The 14,966-nt window shown below is 58.6% G+C and carries 7 protein-coding genes, 1 tRNA gene and 2 rRNA genes (1 of these 10 only partly in view); 2 read left to right on the top strand and 8 right to left on the bottom strand.

Annotated features, from left to right (window positions below):
• Nucleotides 1-145: 145 nt before the first annotated feature.
• Nucleotides 146-3,826: a methionine synthase gene (gene metH / locus GU3_RS04135; protein WP_041542916.1), complete on the bottom strand. Its 3,681-nt coding sequence runs from the start codon at nucleotides 3,824-3,826 to the stop codon at nucleotides 146-148.
• 242 nt (nucleotides 3,827-4,068) lie between these two features.
• Here metH and GU3_RS04130 point away from each other — a divergent pair, with 242 nt between their 5' ends.
• Nucleotides 4,069-5,358 (top strand): sodium:proton antiporter, encoded by a 1,290-nt coding sequence (locus tag GU3_RS04130; RefSeq protein ID WP_014291292.1) that lies wholly within the window; start codon nucleotides 4,069-4,071, stop codon nucleotides 5,356-5,358.
• A gap of 34 nt (nucleotides 5,359-5,392) precedes the next feature.
• On the opposite strand, the gene metA is transcribed toward GU3_RS04130, so the two are convergent.
• Nucleotides 5,393-6,346 carry a homoserine O-succinyltransferase gene (gene metA / locus GU3_RS04125; protein ID WP_014291291.1) on the bottom strand — a complete coding sequence of 318 codons (954 nt, stop codon included), beginning with the start codon at nucleotides 6,344-6,346 and terminating at the stop codon, nucleotides 5,393-5,395.
• Nucleotides 6,347-6,487: 141 nt separating this feature from the next.
• Between metA and GU3_RS04120 the strand changes: the two genes are divergently transcribed.
• Complete coding sequence (locus GU3_RS04120; protein ID WP_014291290.1) at nucleotides 6,488-7,663, top strand: CinA family nicotinamide mononucleotide deamidase-related protein; 1,176 nt, start codon at nucleotides 6,488-6,490, stop codon at nucleotides 7,661-7,663.
• A 33-nt stretch (nucleotides 7,664-7,696) separates the two neighbouring features.
• On the opposite strand, the gene GU3_RS04115 is transcribed toward GU3_RS04120, so the two are convergent.
• The 6 genes from GU3_RS04115 to GU3_RS04090 all read right to left on the bottom strand — a co-directional run.
• Nucleotides 7,697-8,398: a phosphatase PAP2 family protein gene (locus GU3_RS04115; protein ID WP_014291289.1), complete on the bottom strand. Its 702-nt coding sequence runs from the start codon at nucleotides 8,396-8,398 to the stop codon at nucleotides 7,697-7,699.
• 131 nt (nucleotides 8,399-8,529) lie between these two features.
• Nucleotides 8,530-9,873: an 8-oxoguanine deaminase gene (locus GU3_RS04110; RefSeq protein ID WP_014291288.1), complete on the bottom strand. Its 1,344-nt coding sequence runs from the start codon at nucleotides 9,871-9,873 to the stop codon at nucleotides 8,530-8,532.
• A 123-nt stretch (nucleotides 9,874-9,996) separates the two neighbouring features.
• Nucleotides 9,997-11,433 carry a nucleobase:cation symporter-2 family protein gene (locus GU3_RS04105; RefSeq protein ID WP_014291287.1) on the bottom strand — a complete coding sequence of 479 codons (1,437 nt, stop codon included), beginning with the start codon at nucleotides 11,431-11,433 and terminating at the stop codon, nucleotides 9,997-9,999.
• Nucleotides 11,434-11,862: 429 nt separating this feature from the next.
• Nucleotides 11,863-11,939, bottom strand: a tRNA-Asp gene (locus GU3_RS04100).
• 34 nt (nucleotides 11,940-11,973) lie between these two features.
• A 5S ribosomal RNA gene (gene rrf, locus GU3_RS04095) occupies nucleotides 11,974-12,088 on the bottom strand.
• A gap of 86 nt (nucleotides 12,089-12,174) precedes the next feature.
• A 23S ribosomal RNA gene (locus GU3_RS04090) occupies nucleotides 12,175-14,966 on the bottom strand; it runs 97 nt beyond the window's last position.

The raw sequence follows: 14,966 nt of genomic DNA, 5'->3' as shown, positions 1-14,966 counted from the left end.
GACGACAGGACGACACGCTGACAAGACGCTCCGGCCGAGATGGTCATCTGTCCGCCTACCTTATCAAGCATATATCCCCCCGCCCTGAGGCAGAACAAGAGGGCACACATTTTTATCAAAAAGGCGCCTGCGGCGCCTTTTTCGGTCAGTCATTCAGGTTGGGAGCCAGCCACTTTTCGGCATCGATCCGGGTCATGCCCTTACGGGCGGCATAATCGAGCAACTGATCTTCCTGAATACGGGCCACCGCGAAGTAGCGGGTGTCCGGATAGGAGAAATAGAAGCCCGACACCGCCGCCCCCGGCCACATGGCGTAGGATTCGGTCAGCTTCATGCCGATGCGGTTTTCCACGTCCAGCCACTGCCACAGGGTGCCTTTTTCGGTGTGCTCGGGACAGGCGGGATAGCCCGGCGCCGGACGAATGCCCTGATACTTTTCGCGGATCAGCTCGTCGTTGCTGAGCGTTTCGTCCGGAGCATAGCCCCAGAACTCCCGCCGCACTCGCAGGTGCATGTATTCGGCAAAGGCCTCCGCCAGCCGGTCCGCCACGGCGCTGGCCATGATGGCGTTGTAGTCGTCGTGGGCATCCTTGTAACGCTGGACGATCTCGTCCTCGCCGATGCCGCCGGTGACCGCAAAGCCGCCGATGTAGTCGGGCTTGCTGCCCTTGGGCGCCACATAGTCGGCCAGGCAGTAGTTGGGAAAGCCGTCCTTCTTCTCGGTCTGCTGGCGCAAAAAGCGCAGGGTGTGCAGCACTCGTGAGCGGCTCTCGTCGGCATAGATTTCCACGTCGTCGCCCACGCTGTTGGCGGGGAACAGGCCAATCACCCCGGCGCAGCTCAGCTCGCCCTCGGCGGCCAGCTTGTCGAGCATGGCGTTGGCATCGGCGAACAGCCGCTTGGCTTCCTCGCCCACCACCTCGTCTTCCAGAATGCGCGGGTACTTGCCTGCCAGGGACCAGGTGAGGAAAAACGGCGTCCAGTCGATGTATTCCCGCAGGGTGGCAATGGGCACGTCGCGGAATTCATGAATGCCCGGTTTCACCGGCACCGGCGGGGTGTAGGCGTCCCAGTCGATGTCCACCTTGTTGGCCCGGGCCTCGGCCAGGGTCACCGGTTTGGTGCGGGGCTTTTTGCGGGCGTGCTGATCCCGCACTACCTCATATTCCTTGTTAAGGCGATCCACAAAGGCCGGCTTGTTGGTCTCGCTCAGCAGGCTCTGCACCACGCCCACGGCGCGTGACGCGTTGGACACATACACCACCGGCTCGTCGTAGTTCTGCTCAATCTTCACCGCGGTATGGGCCTTGGAGGTGGTGGCGCCGCCGATCAGCAACGGGATCTTGAAGCCCTGACGCTGCATTTCCTTGGCCACGTGTACCATTTCATCCAGTGACGGGGTGATCAGCCCCGACAGGCCAATCATGTCGGCGTTGGTTTCCCGGGCGGTCTTGAGGATGGTTTCGCAGGGCACCATGACCCCCAGGTCCACCACCTCAAAGTTGTTGCACTGCAACACCACACCGACGATGTTCTTGCCGATGTCGTGCACGTCCCCCTTGACCGTGGCCATCACAATCTTGCCGTTGCTCTGGCCCACCGCCTTGGTGGCTTCGATATAGGGGTTGAGGTAGGCCACCGCCCGCTTCATCACCCGGGCCGATTTCACCACCTGGGGCAGGAACATCTTGCCCTCGCCGAACAGATCGCCGACCACGTTCATGCCGTCCATCAGCGGGCCTTCAATCACGTCGAGCGGGCGCGCCGCCTGCTGGCGGGCCTCTTCGGTGTCTTCCTCGATAAAGTCGGTCAAGCCCTTGACCAGGGCGTGCTCGAGGCGCTTGTTCACCGGCCAGCTGCGCCATTCCAGATCCCGGGCGTCGTTGGCCGGGCCACCGCTGTTGCGATAACGCTCGGCCACTTCCAGCAGGGCCTCGGTGGCGTTATCGTTGAGGTTGAGCACCACCGCCTCCACCTTCTCCTTCAGCTCGGGCTCGATGTCCTCGTAAATGGCCAGCTGGCCGGCGTTGACGATACCCATGTCCATGCCGTTCTTGATGGCGTGGTACAGGAATACCGCATGAATGGCCTCCCGCACCGGCTCGTTGCCCCGGAACGAGAAGGACACGTTGGACACGCCGCCGGAGATCATGGCGTGGGGCAGGTTGTCCTTGATGTCCTTGACCGCCTCGATAAAGTCGACTGCATAGTTGTTGTGTTCGTCGATGCCGGTGGCCACCGCAAAAATATTGGGATCGAAGATGATGTCTTCCGGCGGAAAGCCGACCTTGTCCACCAGCACCCGGTAGGCCCGCTGGCAGATTTCGAACTTGCGCTCCCGGGTGTCGGCCTGGCCCACTTCATCAAAGGCCATGACGATAACGGCGGCACCATAACGGCGCACCAGCCGGGCCTGCTCGATAAACTTGGCTTCCCCTTCCTTCAGGGAGATGGAGTTGACGATGCCCTTGCCCTGAATGCACTTGAGGCCGGCCTCAATCACTTCCCACTTTGAAGAGTCGATCATGATGGGCACGCGGGAAATATCCGGTTCGCCGGCGATCAGGTTGAGGAAGCGGGCCATGCAGGCCTCGGCGTCGAGCATGCCCTCGTCCATGTTGATGTCGATGATCTGGGCGCCGTTTTCTACCTGCTGCAGCGCCACTTCCAGCGCCTCGTCGTAGAGCTCTTCCTTGATCAGCCGCTTGAATTTGGCCGAGCCGGTCACGTTGGTCCGTTCCCCCACGTTGACGAACATGCTCTCGGGGGTGATCAACACCGGCTCCAGGCCGGACAGCCGGCAGGCCACCGGCAGCTCGGGCAGTGGCCGGGGGGCAATGCCCTTGACCGCCTCGGCGATGGCACGAATATGCTCGGGGGTGGAGCCGCAGCAGCCGCCCACCAGGTTAAGGAAACCGCTTTCGGCCCACTCGCGAATGTGGGCGGCCATCTCGGCGGCGTCCAGATCGTATTCACCAAAGGCGTTGGGCAGGCCGGCGTTAGGGTGGGCCGACACATAGGTCTCGCTGATGCGGGACAGCTCGGCCACGTACTGGCGCAGCTCATCCGGCCCCAGGGCGCAGTTCAGACCAAAGGAAATGGGCTGGGCATGGCGCAGGGAATGGTAAAAGGCTTCTGTGGTCTGGCCGGTCAGGGTGCGGCCGGAGGCGTCGGTAATGGTGCCGGAAATCATCACCGGCAGACGCACGCCCCGCTTCTCAAACACCCCTTCAATGGCAAACACCGCCGCCTTGGCGTTGAGGGTATCGAAGATGGTCTCGATCATCAGCAGATCGACACCGCCGTCGATCAGCGCTTCGGTGGCCTCGGTGTAGGCCGCCACCAGCTGGTCAAAGCTGATGTTGCGGTAGCCGGGATCATTCACGTCCGGCGAGATGGAGGCGGTGCGGTTGGTCGGGCCCAGTACCCCGGCCACAAAACGCGGCTTGTGCGGCTCCTTGGCGGTCCATTCATCGGCCACCCGGCGCGCCAGTTTGGCCGCCTCCAGGTTGATCTCCGCCGCCAGGCTTTCCATGTGGTAGTCGGCCATGGCGATGGTGGTGGCGTTGAAGGTATTGGTTTCCACAATGTCGGCGCCGGCGGCGAAATAATCGCTGTGGATTTGGGCGATGATCTCGGGCTGGGTCAACACCAGCAGATCGTTGTTGCCCTTGAGATCACTGCCCCAGTCGGCAAAGCGCTCGCCCCGGTAGGCGGCCTCGTCCAGCCGGTATGACTGGATCATGGTGCCCATGCCCCCGTCGATGATCAATATGCGTTCGGCCAGGGCCTGTTCGAGCTGAGAAAACACGGGGGATCGGGACACTGCTGACTCCTGTTACAACCTGATTCCTGTATGCGGCATCCATGCTACCACACTTTGCACAATCGGAAATCCGGCCATCTGCATGGCTGGCGGCGGCGGCGAAAAAGTCGAAGGTAAAATGCGCGGATTTGCTGCATTTTCGCTAGTGAAGCCGTAGCCAATAGGGCAAACTATGCACGACCGACCCGGTTCGGCCAACTTAGCTTGCAAATAATAAAATAACCTTTCGGAAGTGCCCTCTCATGAGCGTTTATTACACTCTGTGCTTTTTGGCGGCCATGGCGATCACCATTGCCTTCGTCAATCAGTACATCATGAAAATCCAGACCACCATCGCCATTACCTCCGGCGCCCTCGCCATCTCCATTCTGATGCTGATCCTCGGCAAGACCACCTGGCCCGAGCTGCAGCAACATGCGGTGGAAGTGGTCAAGACCGTCGACTTCGGCTCTTTCCTGCTGCAGGGGATCCTCGGCTTTCTGCTGTTCGCCGGCGGCCTCGGCATCAACCTGCCGGCATTGAAAAGCCAGAAATGGGAAATTTCGGTACTGGTGATTTTTGGCGTCCTGATCTCCACCCTGGTGGTGGCCGGCGGCCTCTGGCTGCTGGGCTATATGGCGGCCATTCCCATTCCCTTTATCTACTGCCTGCTGTTTGGCACCCTGATCTCCCCCACCGATCCCATTGCGGTGCTGGCCATCGTCAAGAAACTGGGGGCGCCGGAGCAGATTGCCATTCAGATCGAGGGCGAATCGCTGTTCAACGACGGCATCGGCCTGGTGGCCTTTCTGACCATTTTCGCGGTGGCCTTCAACGGCAATGAAGCCAGCTTCGGCTCAGTGATGTCGCTGTTCACCCACGAGGCCATCGGCGGCATCATCTTTGGCGGCTTGCTGGGGCTGATGTGTCACATCATGATCAGCGCCACCGACGACGGCTCCATGGAGCTGCTGATGACCCTGTGCGTCCCCACCGCCGGTTTTGCCATGGCCAACCTGCTCGGCGTATCCGGCGCCCTGGCCATGGTGGTGGCGGGCATCATTGTCGGCAACTGGACCCGCTACACCGGCTTTTCGGAGCAGAGCCAGAAATACCTGGATCACTTCTGGCATCTGCTGGACGAGTTCCTCAACGCCCTGCTGTTCCTGCTGATTGGTCTGGCCATGCTGCTGGTGCAGTTCCACTGGCAGGCCTGGATACTGGTGCTGCTGTCCATTCCGCTGGTACTGGCCAGCCGCTTTGCCAGCGTGGCGCTGCCCTATGTGGGCTTTCGCCGGGTACGCAGCTACAACAAGTATTCGGTGCGCATTCTCACCTGGGGCGGCTTGCGGGGCGGTCTGTCGCTGGCCATGGCACTGTCCATTCCGGCGGGCGTGAAACTGGGCAGCGACGGCCAGGTTGACCTGCGCGATCTGGTGCTGATGATGACCTACGCCATCGTGCTGTTCTCGATTATCGTGCAGGGCATGACCATTACCCCGATGATCAACAAGGCCAAGGCGGCGGAAAAGGCCGGCTTTCCCATCGACTGAATAGAAGAAAGGGGCCTCGGCCCCTTTTTCGTTGTTAGTCTTCCCAGTCTTTGGTCAGGGTGTCACCGGCGGCGCTGAGGGTGTTCAGATCATAGGGCGTCAGCTGGTAAACGTGGTAGTTGAGCCAGTTGGCAAACAGCAGGTGACCGTGGCTGCGCCAGGTCGCCCTGGGTGCCTTGTCCGGGTTGTTGTCGGGGTAATAGTTCACCGGCATGTTCGGCTCTATGCCCACCGCCAGATCACGCTGGTATTCCTGGTGCAGGGTATCGGGATCGTATTCCGGGTGGCCGGTCACGAACACCTGACGCCGATCCGGGCTCACCGCCAGGTACATGCCCACCTGCTCCGAGCCGGCCAGGATCTTGAGGTTGGTTTTTTCCCGAATCAGCTCCAGCGGAAAATCCGCATAACGGGAATGGGGTGCCAGAAACACATCATCAAATCCACGGACCAAGGGCTCGAACTGGCCCATGTTCTGGTGCTCATACACACCGGAGAGCTTTTCCAGCCGGGTACGCTTGTCGAGGTTATACAGGATCTTGAGACCGGCCTGGGCCGCCCAGCACAGAAACAGGGTGGAGGTGACATGGCTTTTTGACCACTCCACGACCTGCTCGATCTTGTCCCAGTACACCACGTCGCAAAAATCGGTCAGCCCCAGGGGCGCGCCGGTGATGATCAGGCCGTCATAAAACTGATCCTTGATCTGCTCGAAGTCGTAGTAAAAATGCTCCAGGTGCGACTGGGGCGTGTTCTTGGACGGCCGGTTGTCGATGCGCAGCAGATCCACGCCAATTTGCAGCGGCGAGTTCGACAGCATGCGCAACAGCTGGTTTTCGGTTTCGATTTTCTTCGGCATCAGGTTGAGCAGCAGCACCCGCATCGGTCGTATATCCTGATTCACCGCCCGTGTCTCCGTCATCACGAAGATATTTTCTCGGCTCAGGACATTGGCCGCCGGCAGGCGATCCGGAATTCGAATGGGCATGTGCTTACTCCATGTACTGCATCGGTAGGAAAGTCTAGACATCTAGAAATCTACAATAAGGGCCGGCGCTTGTCATCCGCAACCTGTGTTGCACCGAAAAGATGCGTTAGAATTTGAGCGTTTTTCTTCAAGGATTTACATATGGAACCCGTGATTGAACTGGTCAGTACCGGCGACGAGGTGCTCACCGGCCTGATAACCGATACCAATGCCGGCTGGCTGTCGCAACGGCTGCTGGAGCAGGGCTGGCAGGTACGCCGGCGCTTTACCCTGGGCGACGACAAGGCCGATCTGGTGGAATTGTTTGAACAGCGCAGCCATCAGGCCGATGTGGTGATCGTGAATGGCGGCCTGGGGCCGACCTCGGACGACATCAGCGCCGAGGCCATGGCCGCGGCCGCCGGCGTGCCCCTGGTGCTGAATGAACACTGGCTGAAGGTCATGCAGGACAAATACGCCGGCCGCGGCCGCACCATGCCGGAAAGCAATACCAAGCAGGCCATGCTGCCCGAAGGCGCCGAGCTGGTGGACAATCCCATCGGTACCGCCTGCGGCTTTGCGGTGCAATACAACCGGGCGTTGTTTTTCTTTACCCCCGGGGTGCCGTCCGAGCTGAAAAAAATGATGGAGCAGGAAATTTTGCCCCGGCTGCGCACCCGGCTGGGCCAGCAGGGACAAAGCCAGGTACGGCGCTACTTTACCTTCGGGCTGTCGGAGTCGGGCCTGAGCGATCGGCTCGATCCCCTGAGCTGGCCGGCGGGCATCACCCTGGGGTACCGGGCCAATTCGCCCACCATAGAGCTGAAACTGATCATCGACAGCGGCACTGCCGACGCCATCGCCCAGGCCGAAGCGCAATTGCTGGAGCAGGTAGGCAGCCATGTGGTGGCCCGCAACACGCTGACATTTGATGCGCTGGCGGCACAACTGCACGACCGGGATCTGGTGGTGTTTGAAGACGCCAGTGGCGGCCGGCTGACCGACACCATTCACACCCTGACCACGGAGTTTGAAGGCCACTACCTGGCCGGACTGCCCGACAGCGCCGAGGATCTGGCCCAGTGGCTACAGGGCGCGGGCCGGGCCACCACCCTGGCCATTGGTGCCGAAGGGCCCAATGGCGTACCGCTGGCCCTGCTGACGCCGGAAGGCTGCCAGGCACAAACGGTAAAGGTACACTTTCGCGATCCGCTGATGCGACGCCGGCTGCTGGCCTTTGCCGCCTTTGACATGCTGCGCCGGCAGCTGGAAGGGCTGCCGGTGATCGTCGACTATGACATTCTGCCCCGCAGCGAGCAGGTCAGCCTGCCGCAATAACCCAAAGGGCGGCCAGGCCGCCCTTGTTGCGCTTTACTGAAGTTGCCAGCGGCGCAGCAGTTTTTCCGCCGGGGTGACCAGGGTTTCGGTCAGCCGGTGCGCCAGGGGGGTATGAAACAGCCAGGCGGCGGTGATCAGCGCCAGGGGAATGGAGCCGCAGATAAAGTCGGTAAACCAGTGGGCACCCGACATCACCCGCGGCATGGCCAGGGCCAGCACCAGGGGCACCACGGCGTACAGGTAACGACGTGGAAAACGGTAAACCGCAAACAACAGGAAGGTGGCAAAGCCAATGCCGTGATCGCTGGGGAAGGAATCGCCCGAGGCGTCCTTGGCCTTGATATGGGGCACCAGCTGGCTGACCCGCTGGGCCTGCTCGTACACCAGGGTCGGGCTGGGCCGCTCCACCGGCAACGCCTTGCCCGCCGCCGCTTCCAGTGAAAAACAACCGGCCATGATCACTAACAGGCAGCCGATGCGCGCGCGCTCCCGCCCGGAGGCCAGCCAGGCATGACGAAGCACGAACAGCGCCATCAGCAAGGCCACGACGCCGTCGATCCAGCGCTGGTTGACGAAGGCCACCAGCTCGGCAAAGCCCGGCACCGTGACCAGCCGCTCATTGAACCACCAGAACACGCCTTCATCCAGCTCAAGCCAGTACCCCTGCCACCAGGAAACAAAAAGCACGGCGGCCAGCAGCTGCAGACTGACCCAGCCTTTTACATCCCATTGCATTCTGAACCCCCATTTGCAAAAGCCGGGATTTATACCAGATTGGCTGAAAAAAACCAGCCGCAACAATACGATGGCAGGCAATAAAAAAGAGTGCCGAAGCACTCTTTAATCCTCTCATTCCCCATCGGGGATCAGCGCAACTGCGCCGACAAGGTGCGCTGCCGTGCCTTCAGCGCCTCGATATCCAGATCCTGAATGGTGCCGTCTGTTACCCGCCACCGACCCGCCACCATCACCCTATCGGCCCGCTGCGCGCCACAGAGCACCAGGGCCGCCAGGGGATCACCGGCACCGGCAAACTGAATGTCGTTGAGCCGGAACAGCGCCAGATCTGCCTGCTTGCCCACGGCAATCTCACCAATATCATCCCGCCCCAGACAGGCGGCCGAGCCTTGAGTGGCCCAGTCGATCACCTTCTGGTGGGTAATGCGTTTGGCACCGTAACGCAGGCGCTGCAGCAACAGCGCCTGACGCACTTCCAGTATCATGTTGGACCCGTCGTTGGAGGCCGAACCGTCCACGCCGAGGCCCACCGGACAACCCGCCGCTTCCAGATCCAGGGTGGGGCACTGGCCCGAGGCCAGCAACATGTTGGAAGACGGACAATGAGCGATACCCACCCCCGCCTGGCCCAGACGACCGATTTCTTCCTCGTTGAAGTGAATACCGTGGGCCAGCCAGGTACGGTGATTGAGCCAGCCCACCGATTCCAGGTAATCCACCGGGCGCATGCCGAACATACGCTGGCAAAACTCGGTTTCATCGTGGGTTTCCGCCAGATGGGTGTGCAGTTGCACATCGTGTTGCTCGGCCAGCCGGGCCGAGGCCTTCATCAGCTCGGTGCTGACCGAAAACGGTGAGCAGGGAGCCAGCGCCACCCGCACCATGGCACCGTCGGCATGGTCATGATAACGGTGGATCAGCCGCTCACTGTCGGTGAGGATGGCGTCTTCTGTCTGTACCGTGGACTGAGGGGGCAATCCGCCCTGCTCCTTGCCCAGGCTCATGGAGCCCCGGGTCAGGTGCACCCTCACCCCCAGTTTGCGGGACTGCTCCACCTGGATATCGATGGCCTGCTCCAGCCCTTGCGGAAACAGGTAATGGTGATCATTGGCGGTGGTACAACCGGACAGCAGCAGCTCGGCCAGGGCGATTTGGGTGGACACCTCCACCATTTCCGGCTGCAGCTTCGCCCATACCGGATAGAGCGAAGTCAGCCAGGAAAACAGCTCCTTGTTCAGCGCCACCGGATGGGCACGGGTCAGGGTCTGGTAGAAATGGTGGTGGGCATTGATCAGGCCGGGCAGCAGCACATGCTCCCTGGCGTCAAAGGTCTCGTCAATCCGGCGTTGCGGCTTTTGACCTTCCGCGACCAGTTCAACAATGGTGTTACCGCTGACCACCACCCCACCGGCACAGGCCGGGTCAAGCGTGGCAAGGGGTGATTTTATCCAGAGTGTTTTGGGGTTTTGCATCAGACTTTCTACTCCGATTTACTGGAAAGTTGGCATCCCCCGGATGTGGAAACCCCTGACGTACAATCCGGGAAGGTACGCCAGGGGATTGAGCCATTGCGGGCATCAATTCAGTAGTGAGTATTAACCAACCTCACCTAATTTTTTTTTAGCGTCTATCGCCGGAGCGGCGGCGTCGGCTTCCTCTTCCGCTTCCTCATGGTTAGCTTCAGGAAGAATCAGGCTCAGCAAAATCGCGGTGATGGCACCCATGGCAACCGGCGATTTCAGAATGTTTGCGACGGTATCCGGCAGCGCCTGCAGCACGTCCGGCACAGTGGAAACACCAATCCCCATGCCCACGGAAATGGCAATGATCATCATGTTCCGGCGATCCAGGTTGGCCTGGGACAGTACACGAATACCGGCTACCGCCACGGTACCGAACATGATCAGGGTCGCACCGCCCAGCACCGGCTTGGGCATGGTCTGCAGCACGCCGCCGATAATGGGGAACAGACCCATGATAAACAGAATGGCGGCGATATAGAGGCCTACAAAGCGGCTGGCCACACCGGTCAGGGCGATAACGCCGTTGTTCTGACTGAAGGTAGTGGAGGGCATGCTGTTGAACACCGCAGCGATCATGGAGTTCACGCCATCAGCCAGCACACCACCACGAATACGGTTGATGTAAACAGGGCCCTTCACCGGCTCGCGGGAGATGGTGGAGTTGGCGGTCAGGTCACCGGTGGTTTCCATCGCACTCACGCAGAACAGAATGGCCAGTGGAATAAAGGCGGCCAGGTCAAACTGAAAACCGAACTTGAAGGGCACCGGAATGGATACCAGCGGCAGGCTGGCAATATGAGAGAAGTCCAGCCGACCCATAAAGAAGGCGGCCAGCATGCCCAAGAACAGGCCGATAACCACCGCCGCCAGGCGGATCATGGGGTTTTTGGAGCGGTTCAGCAGAATGACACTGACCAGAACAATACCCGCCAGCAGCAGATTGTCGAGGGAGCCGAAGTTTTCTGTATTCAGGGCACCAAAGCCGCCACCGATGTCGGTCATGGCGACCTTGATCAACGGAATACCAATCAGAATGATGATGGTACCGGTGACCACGGGAGTAATGATCTTCTGCAGCTTGTGTACAAAACGGCTCAGGAAGATTTCGATAAAGGCGGCACAGAAGCTCACACCAAAGATGGTGGCCAGAATGTCTTCAGGGGTACCGCCCCGGCTCTTGACGATAAAGCCGGCGGAAAGCACCGCGGTCAGAAAGGCAAAACTGGTGCCCTGCAGGCACAACATGCCGGCACCGACGGGACCGATACGGCGGCATTGAATAAAGGTACCCACACCGGACACCATCAACGCCATACTGATCAGGTAGGGAACATGTTCACCCAGCCCAAGCGCGCCACCCACAATCAGGGTGGGGGTGATGACACCGACCAGACTGGCCAGTACGTGCTGCAATGCAGCAAAGACAGATGGAAAAAAGCTGGGTTTATCGTGCAGTGAATAAAGCAAATCGTGGTTTTTGCTTTGAGTGGTTTTTGCATCCTGGGTCATAACAGATCCCTTTGTTAATCGTTGCCAATGAGCGGACTCCTTAAACGAGCCGCCATTTTATTATTGGCCAACATCCTGTCGAGACGGTGGCACTACCCTCCAGTCTCCACTTCAAGGCCGGAGCCAAGTGCAGAGTCAGCTAGATGATACCGTAAAAAAAACATGAGTGTTATACCGATGTGAATTCTTTGTACACAAAATTGACATCAATGTGATCTATATCCACCTTTATACCTAGCACTGAATGCCGCCAGAAAAGGTCAAACCAATAAAGAATTGTATACAGTAAAGGGACGGGACGGTTCAGGTCACCCAATGGTCACGGTTTGGTCACGAGGGGTGATTTGACAGGTTGAGCAAGGGGGATTTTACTGAAGGCAAAACAGCAAAAAGCCCTTAGCTATCAACTAGCTAAGGGCTTCTTTAAGATGGCGGAGCGGACGGGACTCGAACCCGCGACCCCCGGCGTGACAGGCCGGTATTCTAACCAACTGAACTACCGCTCCGCAAAAGCTGTATAGTCAGAGTACTAAATTGGGTGCCTGGCAGTGACCTACTTTCACATGGCAGCTGCCACACTATCATCGGCGCGGTTGCGTTTCACTGCTGAGTTCGGCATGGAGTCAGGTGGTTCCACAACGCTATGGCCGCCAGGCATTAAACTTGAATTCGAAAAAAGCTTTGATGATGAATTTGGTTGTGCTCTTGAGCCTGCAAGGCCTCACACTTCTTGGGTGTTGTATGGTTAAGCCGCACGGGTCATTAGTACAGGTTAGCTGCACGCCTCACAGCGCTTCCACACCCTGCCTATCAACGTCCTGGTCTCGGACGGCCCTTTAGAGGCATCAAGTGCCTAGGGATGACTCATCTCGAGGCTCGCTTCCCGCTTAGATGCTTTCAGCGGTTATCGATTCCGAACTTAGCTACCGGGCAGTGCCACTGGCGTGACAACCCGAACACCAGAGGTTCGTCCACTCCGGTCCTCTCGTACTAGGAGCAGCCCCTCTCAATCATCCAACGCCCACGGCAGATAGGGACCGAACTGTCTCACGACGTTCTGAACCCAGCTCGCGTACCACTTTAAATGGCGAACAGCCATACCCTTGGGACCGACTTCAGCCCCAGGATGTGATGAGCCGACATCGAGGTGCCAAACACCGCCGTCGATATGAACTCTTGGGCGGTATCAGCCTGTTATCCCCGGAGTACCTTTTATCCGTTGAGCGATGGCCCTTCCATTCAGAACCACCGGATCACTATGACCTGCTTTCGCACCTGCTCGACCTGTCCGTCTCGCAGTTAAGCTGGCTTATGCCATTGCACTAACCGTACGATGTCCGACCGTACTTAGCCAACCTTCGTGCTCCTCCGTTACACTTTGGGAGGAGACCGCCCCAGTCAAACTACCCACCAGGCACTGTCCTCATCCCCGATAAGGGGACCAAGTTAGAACATCAAACATACAAGGGTGGTATTTCAAGGTCGGCTCCACGGCAACTGGCGTCACCGCTTCACAGCCTCCCACCTATCCTACACATGTAGGGTCAATGTTCAGTGCCAAGCTATAGTAAAGGTTCACGGGGTCTTTCCGTCTAGCCGCGGGTACACCGCATCTTCACGGCGATTTCAATTTCACTGAGTCTCGGGTGGAGACAGCGTGGCCATGGTTACACCATTCGTGCAGGTCGGAACTTACCCGACAAGGAATTTCGCTACCTTAGGACCGTTATAGTTACGGCCGCCGTTTACCGGGGCTTCGATCAAGAGCTTCACCTTGCGGCTAACCCCATCAATTAACCTTCCGGCACCGGGCAGGTGTCACACCGTATACGTCCTCTTGCGAGTTGGCACAGTGCTGTGTTTTTGATAAACAGTCCCAGCCACCTGGTCACTGCGACTGGCTCAGGCTCCATCCGCGAAGGACTTCACCCGCTCCAGCGTACCTTCTCCCGAAGTTACGGTACTATTTTGCCTAGTTCCTTCACCCGAGTTCTCTCAAGCGCCTTGGTATTCTCTACCCGACCACCTGTGTCGGTTTGGGGTACGGTTCACACACATCTGAAGCTTAGAGGCTTTTCCTGGAAGCAGGGCATCAATGACTTCGGTACCGTAGTACCTTCGTCTCGGGTCTCAGCGTTATGACTCCGGATTTGCCTAAAGTCACCGCCTACGCCCTTTCACCAGGACAACCAACGCCTGGCCCATCTAGCCTTCTCCGTCCCCCCATCGCAATGTGTGTCAGTACGGGAATATTAACCCGTTTCCCATCGACTACGCCTTTCGGCCTCGCCTTAGGGGCCGACTCACCCTGCCCCGATTAACGTTGGACAGGAACCCTTGGTCTTCCGGCGAGGAGGTTTTTCACCCCCTTTATCGTTACTCATGTCAGCATTCGCACTTCTGATATCTCCAGCATGCTTCACAACACACCTTCGCAGACTTACAGAACGCTCCCCTACCACTCACGCAAAGCGTGAATCCGCGGCTTCGGTGCCTAGTTTTAGCCCCGTTACATCTTCCGCGCAGGCCGACTCGACCAGTGAGCTATTACGCTTTCTTTAAATGATGGCTGCTTCTAAGCCAACATCCTGGCTGTCTGAGCCTTCCCACCTCGTTTCCCACTTAACTAGGACTTTGGGACCTTAGCCGGCGGTCTGGGTTGTTTCCCTCTTCACGACGGACGTTAGCACCCGCCGTGTGTCTCCCGGATAGTACTTACTGGTATTCGGAGTTTGCATGGGGTTGGTAAGTCGGGATGACCCCCTAGCCCAAACAGTGCTCTACCCCCAGTAGTATTCGTCCGAGGCGCTACCTAAATAGCTTTCGGGGAGAACCAGCTATCTCCCGGTTTGATTGGCCTTTCACCCCCAGCCACAAGTCATCCCCTAATTTTGCAACATTAGTGGGTTCGGTCCTCCAGTTGATGTTACTCAACCTTCAACCTGCTCATGGCTAGATCACCGGGTTTCGGGTCTACTCCTAGCAACTATTCGCCCAGTTAAGACTCGGTTTCCCTACGGCTCCCCTATACGGTTAACCTTGCTACTAAAAGTAAGTCGCTGACCCATTATACAAAAGGTACGCAGTCACCCGCGAAGGGCTTCCACTGCTTGTACGTACACGGTTTCAGGTTCTATTTCACTCCCCTCACAGGGGTTCTTTTCGCCTTTCCCTCACGGTACTGGTTCACTATCGGTCAGTCAGGAGTATTTAGCCTTGGAGGATGGTCCCCCCATGTTCAGACAGGATATCACGTGTCCCGTCCTACTCGATTTCACAACGAGAGCGGTTTGGTGTACGGGGCTATCACCCTGTATTGCCGGCCTTTCCAGGACCGTTCCACTACCACTCACGCTGCTTAAGGGCTGGTCCCCGTTCGCTCGCCGCTACTAGGGGAATCTCGGTTGATTTCTTTTCCTCGGGGTACTTAGATGTTTCAGTTCTCCCGGTTCGCCTCGCTACGCTATGTATTCACGCAGCGATACTGCACAAAGTGCAGTGGGTTTCCCCATTCGGACATCACGGGCTCAAGC

The sequence above is a fragment of the Oceanimonas sp. GK1 genome (assembly GCF_000243075.1).
Classification (GTDB): Bacteria; Pseudomonadota; Gammaproteobacteria; order Enterobacterales; family Aeromonadaceae; genus Oceanimonas.
This window is presented reverse-complemented; position numbering and strand designations above follow the sequence as displayed.